The sequence below is a fragment of the Phenylobacterium conjunctum genome (assembly GCF_042679085.1).
In the GTDB taxonomy this organism is placed as follows: Bacteria; Pseudomonadota; Alphaproteobacteria; order Caulobacterales; family Caulobacteraceae; genus Phenylobacterium; species Phenylobacterium conjunctum.
In genome coordinates, this window is the sequence record NZ_JBHTLQ010000046.1 from 20,536 (window position 1) to 27,363 (window position 6,828).

Here is a 6,828-nt window from a genome sequence, read left to right on the forward strand (position 1 = left end):
CGTCCGCCTAGAGGGTGATCTCGCAGGCGTGCATGATCTCGGCCCGCAGCTCGGCCAGGCCCAGCCCCTTCTCAGAGGAGGTGGCCAGGACGCGCGGGAAGGCGGCGGGGCGCTTGGCGATGGCGGCCTCGGTGCGGGCGCGGACGGCCTCGACCTCGGACGGCTTCAGCTTGTCGGCCTTGGTCAGGATCACCTGGTAGGACACCGCGGCCAGGTCGAAGGTGTCCATCGGCGCCTTGTCCACGTCCTTCAGGCCGTGGCGGGCGTCGATCAGCAGATAGGCGCGCTTCAGGTTCGGCCGGCCGCGCAGATAGTCGCGGCCCAGGTTCTGGAACTTCTTGACCACGGTCTTGGACGCCTTGGCCCAGCCATAGCCCGGCAGGTCGACCAGCCGCAGGCGGTCGTCCAGCAGGAAGAAGTTCACTTCGCGCGTGCGGCCCGGCTCATTGGAGGCCCGGGCCAGGTGCTTGTGGCCGGTGAGCGCATTGATCAGCGAGGACTTGCCCACGTTGGAGCGGCCGGCGAAGGCCACCTCCGGCAGGCTCGTATCCGGCAGGCCGTCCATGGACACGCAGCCCATGACGAAGCTGGCGGGGCGGGCGAACAGCACCCGCGCCGCATCCAGCTGGTCCTCGGTGAAGAGGGGGTCGGTCTCGCTCACCCGGTGGTCGCCGGACTCTTGCCGGTCAGGCGGGCCCACATCCGGTCGATGGGGGTCTCAACCTGGTGGCGGCGCATAACGACGTACTGCTGCAGGATCGTGAGCAGGTTGCTCCACGAGTAGTAGATGAGCAGGCCCACGGCGAGCGGCGCCAGGACGAATGTGAAGATGATCGGCATCATCTTCATCATCGCCTGCTGGGTCGGATCCGGCGCGGGCGGGCTCATGGCCATGGAGAGGGCGGTGGTGATCCCGTAGGCCAGCGGCCAGACACCCAGGTGGGCGATCAGGTTGCCCACGAAGGGCACGATGGACGGATCCCAGGGGATCAGGCCGAACAGGGTGAAGATGCTGGTCGGATCCGGCGCCGACAGGTCCTGGATCCAGCCGAAGAACGGCGCATGGCGCATTTCGATGGTGACGTTCAGCACCTTGAACAGGGCCAGGAACACCGGGATCGTCGCCAGCATCGGCAGACAGCCCATCAGCGGATTGATCTTCTCACGCTGATAGAGGGCCATCATCTCCTGCTGCTGCTTGGCCGGGTCGTCCTTGTACTTGGTGCGCAGGGCCTCCACGTCCGGCTGGATCTTCTTCATCTTCGTCATCGAGGCGTAGCTCAGATTGTACGGATAGAAGAAGACCAGCTTGACCAGCACGGTGAGGGCCAGGATCGCCAGGCCGAAGTTGTGCAGGACGCTGTTGAACTGCTCCAGCAGCCAGAAGATCGGCTTGGTGAAGAAGTACAGGGTGCCCCAGTCCACCGCGTCCACGAAGCGCGGGATCTTCAGGTCGGTCTGGTAGGCCTTGAGCACCGGGGCGGTCTTGGCGCCGGCGAACAGGCGGCTGACATGGGTCAGGGACTGGCCGGGGGCGACGTTGCGCGACTGGGCGACAAAGGCGCTTTCATAGATGTCGACGCCGCCGGCCTGGGTCACGCGGAACGAGGCGTGGACGTTCTCGGCCTGGTCCGGGACCATGGCGGCGAGCCAGTACTTGTCGGTGATGCCGAGCCAGCCGCCGTCGGATGAGAAGTTCTTCTCGCCGTCCTTCTTCCAGGCCTTGTACTTGATGAGCCGCAGCTCCTTGTCCAGCACGCCGAGCGCGCCCTCGTGGGCCGTGGCGCCATTGGCCTGGACCGGCACGCCCTGGCGCTGGATCGAGCCATAGGGGGTCAGGTTCAGGACCGCGCCGGTGGTGTTGGCGACGGTGTCTGACACCGTGAACATGAACTTGTTGTCCACCTCGATCTTGCGCGTGAAGATCAGGCCCTGGCCGTCGTCGTAGCGCAGGACGACCGGCTTGCCGGGGGACAGGACCTGGCCCTCGACCAGGGTCCAGACGGTGTCGGGGGTGGGCAGGCCGGGCAGGTTGGCGCCGGTCCAGCCGAACTCGGCGAACCAGGCGAACTTGGCGCCTTCGGGGCGCAGCAGCTCCACCGCCGGGGACTTGGGGTCCACCGTCTCGCGATAGCCCTTCAGGAACAGGTCATCGATGCGCGCGCCGCGCAGGGACAGGGAGCCGGACACCGAGGGCGTGTCGATCTGCAGGCGCGGGCTCTGGCCGACAACCTTGGCCCGGGGCAGGTAGACCTGGGTCTGGTCCAGCGCCTTGGCGCCCGGCACGACCTGGGCCTGCTCGCCCTGGCGGGCCTTCAGCTCGGCTTCTCGCCGCTTGGCCTGCGGGCCCATGACGAAGACCTGGTAGGCCATCAGCATCAGGAAGGCCAACACGACGAAGATGACCGTGTTGCGGTTGGAATTGTCGGGCATCAGGCGCCAGCTCAAACTTTGGGGGAAGGGGCGCCGGTCAGGCGCTCGGGCGGAATTTCGCTTTCGGCCGCGAGGCTTATCAGCGCACTTTTCACGTCGTCAAGCAGACGGGGCCAAGGCCGGGTGGGCGCGCCGCCCCGGGCGATCAGCACATAGTCGAATCCGGGCCGTCCGTGAGCGGGTATCAGGACCCGCGCGGCCTCGCGCAGACGGCGTTTGGCGCGGTTGCGGGTGACCGCTCCGCCGATCTTCTTGGTGGCTGTAAAGCCCACGCGGACAATGGGCTCGGCGTCGGCCCGGTCGCGGGCCTGGAGCACCACCGCGCCGCGGGCGCAGGAAAGCGCTTTAGCGGCCGCCAGAAACTGGGGCCGCGTCAGCATGCGTTCAATGGGAAAGCTGGCGTCCGTCATGCGGACACCCCGCGACCTTTCGGTCTTAGGCGGTCAGGCGCTTGCGGCCCTTGGCGCGACGGCGCGCGACGACCTTGGCGCCATTCTTGGTGGCCATCCGCGCGCGGAAGCCGTGACGGCGCTTGCGCACGAGTCGGGACGGCTGGAAGGTCCGCTTCACGTTGTTCACTCCGGTCTCGAAAACGAGCGGCGTGATTAGGGGAAAGGTCCGGCCCCGTCAACCTCTAAGCCAGAGTCAAAACGACAGGCCCACGCGAAGTGGCCACCAGGGTGTGCTCATACTGCACCGTCGGCTGGCCGCCGGGGGGCGTCAGGGTCCAGCCGTCGTCGCTCAGTTCCTCCACCCAGTCAGCGCCCAAGGACAGGAAGGGCTCGATGGTGAAGACCAGGCCTTCGTGGATGCGGCGGTTGTCCCGCGGCTCGTACCAGGTGGGGATCTCGCCCGGGTCTTCGTGCAGGGAGGCGCCCACTCCGTGGCTGGCCAGGTTGCGGATCAGGGAATAGCCGTTCTTGGACGCGAAGCCCTCGATGGCGCGGCCGATCTCGTTGAGCTTGCCGCCGGCCTTCACGGCGCGGATGCCGCTCCACATGGCCCGGCGGCCGTCCCGGCACAGGCGCTCCACGCGCTTGGTCACCGGCGGCACGGCGAAGCTGGCGCCCGTATCCCCGAAGAAGCCGTCGATCTCGGCCGAGACATCGATATTGATCAGGTCGCCGGCCTTGACCTTGCGGTCGTCGGGGATGCCGTGGGCCACGTCGGGGCCGATGGAGATGCAGGTCGCGCCCGGAAAGCCGTAGGTCAGCTCCGGCGCCGAGCGGGCGCCCTCGCGCTCCAGCAGGGCCCGGCCGATCTGGTCCAGTTCGCGGGTGGTCATGCCGGGCTCCAGCGCCGCGCCCATGGCCTGCAGGGTGCGGGCGACGACGCCGCCCACATGGCGCAGCTTCTCAAGCTCGTCTTCGTTGCCGATGGTCATGGGCGTCCTTTCGCAGCGCCTGAATCTAGGCGTGCGCGGCCCCAAGAGCCAGCCGGCTTTAGAGGTCGGGGCGGATGATGGTCTTTCCGACCACCTTGCGGTCGGCCAGGGTGTCGAAAGCCTCGCGCCAGCCGTCCAGGGGGAACTCCTGGTCGACCCGGGGCTTCACCTTGCCCTCTTCGGCCATCTTCCAGATCGCGGCGACGTTCTCGAGGCCCTTCTGGGGGAAGTGGCGGCCGTACTCGCCGGCCCGCACGCCCATCACCGAGAACCCCTTGATCAGGGCGTAGTTGACCGGCAGCACCGGCAGGCGCCCCGAGGTGAAGCCGATGGACAGGATGCGGCCGTCAAAGGCGATGCAGCGGACGCTCTCGTCGAACACGTCGCCGCCGACGGGGTCATAGATCACATCGGCCCCACGGCCGCCGGTGATCTCCTTCACCTTGTCCTTGAAGCCGTGGCTGACATTGACCACGGCGTCGGGGGCGTATTCGCGGCTGATGATCGCCAGCTTGTCGTCCGAGGCCGAGGCCGCGATGACCTTGCAGCCCAGCAGCTTGGCCATGTCGACACAGGCCAGGCCCACGCCGCCGGCTGCGCCGTGCACCAGCACCCATTCGCCGGGCTGGACCTGGGCGCGGCGCACCAGGGCGACATAGGCGGTCAGGTAGGCCACGGGATAGCCGGCCGCCTGGCCAAAGCTCAGGGCGGCGGGCTTGCGGTGCAGGGCGGCGGCCGGGACCGCGGCGTATTCGGCGAAGGCGCCGCGCATGCCGCCCGCCACCTCATCACCGATCTTCCACTGGGTCACGCCCTCGCCGAGGGCGACGACCTCGCCGGCCAGTTCCATGCCGGGGATGAAGGGTACTTCGGGCTTATGCTGGTGCTCGCCGCGGGTCTGCATCAGGTCGGGGAAGTTCACGGCCCCGGCGCGGACCCTGACCAGCACCTCGCCGGCCTTGGGCTCCGGCGTCGGGATGTCCTTGACCACGCAGCCGGCGTACTCCGCCGCCAGCTTTTCGACCACAAGCGCACGCATCAGCGAATCCGTCCCTCCAGCCCTTCCCGGACCAGACCCGCGATCTCGCGGCAGGCCACGTCGGCGCAGGTGACCGCGCCGGTGAAGGCGGTGAACCCATGCGCCAGGGAATCGTAGCAGCGATAGACGGTGGGCGACCCAGCGTCACGCAAGCGCCGGGCGTAGGCCTCGCCCTGGTCGACCAGGGGATCGAAGCCGGCGGTGATCACGACCGCGGGGGCCAGGCCGGTCAGGTCCGGCTCGCGCAGGGGCGACAGGCGCGGATCGGCGGGGTCGTCGCCGGGGCCCATATAGTGCCCCATGAACCATTCCATGATCGGTCGCGACAGGGGAAAGGCCTCGCCATAGGTGGTCATGGACGGGGTTTCGCTGGCGACGTCCGTGCAGGGATAGACCAAGAGCTGCAGGACTGGCTGGGCCTCGCCCTTGCGCTTCAGCTCCTGGCAGACGATGGCGGCGAAGTTGCCGCCCATGGAATCGCCGCCGATGGCCGCCTGGCCGGGGGGGCCGCCAAAGCGCTCGGCATTGTCGCGGGTCCAGCGGAAGGCGGCCAGCACATCCTCCAGACCGGCGGGGAACCGGTGCTCGGGCGCCAGGCGATAGTCCACTGAGACCACCGCGCAGCGGACGATCTTGGCCAGGATTCCGCAGAAGGCCTCGCAGGTGTCGAGGTCGCCGATCACCCCGCCGCCGAAGTGGGCGAAGACCATGACCGGCATGGTCGCGTCCTGGCTGGCGGGCCGATAGACCCGCGCCGGGATATCGCCGGCCGGGCCCGGGATCGTCAGGGGCTCGACCCGGACGCCGGCCTCAAGCGGCGCGGTCATGGCGGCCATGCCCTGGGCGCTGGACCGGCGCGCCGCCTCGGGCGCCAGGGTGGTCATGGAGGGGCTGCGCGCCGCGCCGGCGGCCAGGAACTGGATCTTCGGATCCAGGGTGCGGCCGCCCTGATAGACCACGCCGCCGCCGGACATCAGCCGCAGGACCGGGGTGGGCAGGGACAGAAGGGTGCGGAGGATGAACCGCTGGACGCCCAGGCTGGCCATCAGGCCGCGCCTTCGGACAGGCCCTTGAGGCCGGTCAGGATCATGGCGGTGGCGAAGGCGGCGGCGGCCTTGGTCTCGATGGGCCGCTTGGCCAGCATGTGCTCGCCCACCTCGCGGGCCACGCCGATGCAGGCGGCGGCCAGGTAGTCGGGGTCGGCGGGCGGGCGGTCGCCGGTGGTGATCCGCTCGACGATGGCGTCGCGCACCTCGCGGAACACCGCGGCCATCTCCGGCGTCTCGCCATAGACGTGGGGCTGGGTCTCTTCCGGCGGCCGCTTGGCCAGCCAGCTCTCGTGCTCGTCGGCCAGGAATTCGTAATAGGCCAGGATGGCGCTGCGGACGAAATCGTCCCAGCCCTTGGCCTGGGCCCGGATGGACTTCAGGATCGGCGCGAACCGGCGGGCGCCGTCGTCCGAGAGGGCGGTCGCGACCTCCTCCTTGGAGCGGTAGTAATTATAGAAGGTGCCGGCGGCCAGGCCGGTGCGCCGGATGATGTCGCGCACCGTGGTGTTGTCGTAGCCCAACTCCCCGAACACCTCGCGGGCGGCGTCCAGGATCGCCTGACGGTTCTGGACCTTGGTCTGCTCGCGCTTGCCGACGGGGGAGAGAAGAATGGCTTCGGACATCTATACCTGAACGCATGAAAAAAGTGACGCGTGTCATTCTAGCGGCGCGTCGCCGTCGGCGCCAAGCAAGCTAGCGTGTCAGGAGGTCTAGCCGGGCGAATTGCTCGCCAAGCGACCCGGCGCGTCGCAGCGGGCGCGGCACTGTCCCCAATGCGGCGCGCAGTCGTCGGTTCCGTCGCCGGCCAGGCAGAAATAGTACTCCTGGGCGCAGGCCTGCCGGCACTGGGCCGGGGCGGACCGGGGTTCGGACACCGGCGTCGACATGGCCCGTGCGGCGGCCAGCGCGCCGGCGGCCACCTC

General features: G+C 68.7%; 8 protein-coding genes and 1 pseudogene. All 9 read right to left on the minus strand.

Annotation, left to right across the window (positions count from 1 at the left end; all coding sequences use genetic code 11):
* Positions 1–7: 7 nt before the first annotated feature.
* On the minus strand, positions 8–661 hold the full coding sequence (gene yihA / locus ACFQ27_RS16490; RefSeq protein WP_374343170.1) for a ribosome biogenesis GTP-binding protein YihA/YsxC: 654 nt from the start codon (positions 659–661) through the stop codon (positions 8–10).
* Positions 658–2,433 (minus strand): membrane protein insertase YidC, encoded by a 1,776-nt coding sequence (yidC, locus tag ACFQ27_RS16495; protein ID WP_377354379.1) that lies wholly within the window; start codon positions 2,431–2,433, stop codon positions 658–660. The genes yihA and yidC overlap by 4 nt, the downstream gene beginning before the upstream one ends.
* 11 nt (positions 2,434–2,444) lie before the next feature.
* Entirely contained in the window at positions 2,445–2,843 is a 399-nt protein-coding gene (locus ACFQ27_RS16500; RefSeq protein WP_374343166.1) for a ribonuclease P protein component, read from the minus strand.
* A 25-nt stretch (positions 2,844–2,868) separates the two neighbouring features.
* Positions 2,869–3,003 (minus strand): 50S ribosomal protein L34, encoded by a 135-nt coding sequence (rpmH, locus tag ACFQ27_RS16505; protein WP_374343164.1) that lies wholly within the window; start codon positions 3,001–3,003, stop codon positions 2,869–2,871.
* A 64-nt stretch (positions 3,004–3,067) separates the two neighbouring features.
* Entirely contained in the window at positions 3,068–3,817 is a 750-nt protein-coding gene (gene map, locus ACFQ27_RS16510; protein WP_374343162.1) for a type I methionyl aminopeptidase, read from the minus strand.
* 58 nt (positions 3,818–3,875) lie between these two features.
* On the minus strand, positions 3,876–4,856 hold the full coding sequence (locus ACFQ27_RS16515) for an NADPH:quinone oxidoreductase family protein (protein WP_377354381.1): 981 nt from the start codon (positions 4,854–4,856) through the stop codon (positions 3,876–3,878).
* Positions 4,856–5,902, minus strand: a complete 1,047-nt coding sequence (locus ACFQ27_RS16520) for an alpha/beta hydrolase (protein WP_377354382.1) — start codon at positions 5,900–5,902, stop codon at positions 4,856–4,858. The genes ACFQ27_RS16515 and ACFQ27_RS16520 overlap by 1 nt, the downstream gene beginning before the upstream one ends.
* Positions 5,902–6,528, minus strand: a complete 627-nt coding sequence (locus ACFQ27_RS16525; RefSeq protein WP_374343156.1) for a TetR/AcrR family transcriptional regulator — start codon at positions 6,526–6,528, stop codon at positions 5,902–5,904. Before ACFQ27_RS16525 ends, ACFQ27_RS16520 begins: the two co-directional genes overlap by 1 nt.
* Positions 6,529–6,615: 87 nt before the next feature.
* Positions 6,616–6,828: pseudogene (locus ACFQ27_RS16530) on the minus strand (hypothetical protein); the annotation flags it as partial.

Coding starts and splice junctions, on each gene's coding strand:
- ACFQ27_RS16500 (WP_374343166.1), bottom strand. CDS start 2,843: ATGACGGACGCCAGCTTTCCCATTGAACGCATGCTGACGCGGCCCCAG.
- yidC (WP_377354379.1), bottom strand. CDS start 2,433: ATGCCCGACAATTCCAACCGCAACACGGTCATCTTCGTCGTGTTGGCC.
- ACFQ27_RS16525 (WP_374343156.1), bottom strand. CDS start 6,528: ATGTCCGAAGCCATTCTTCTCTCCCCCGTCGGCAAGCGCGAGCAGACC.
- ACFQ27_RS16520 (WP_377354382.1), bottom strand. CDS start 5,902: ATGGCCAGCCTGGGCGTCCAGCGGTTCATCCTCCGCACCCTTCTGTCC.
- map (WP_374343162.1), bottom strand. CDS start 3,817: ATGACCATCGGCAACGAAGACGAGCTTGAGAAGCTGCGCCATGTGGGC.
- ACFQ27_RS16515 (WP_377354381.1), bottom strand. CDS start 4,856: ATGCGTGCGCTTGTGGTCGAAAAGCTGGCGGCGGAGTACGCCGGCTGC.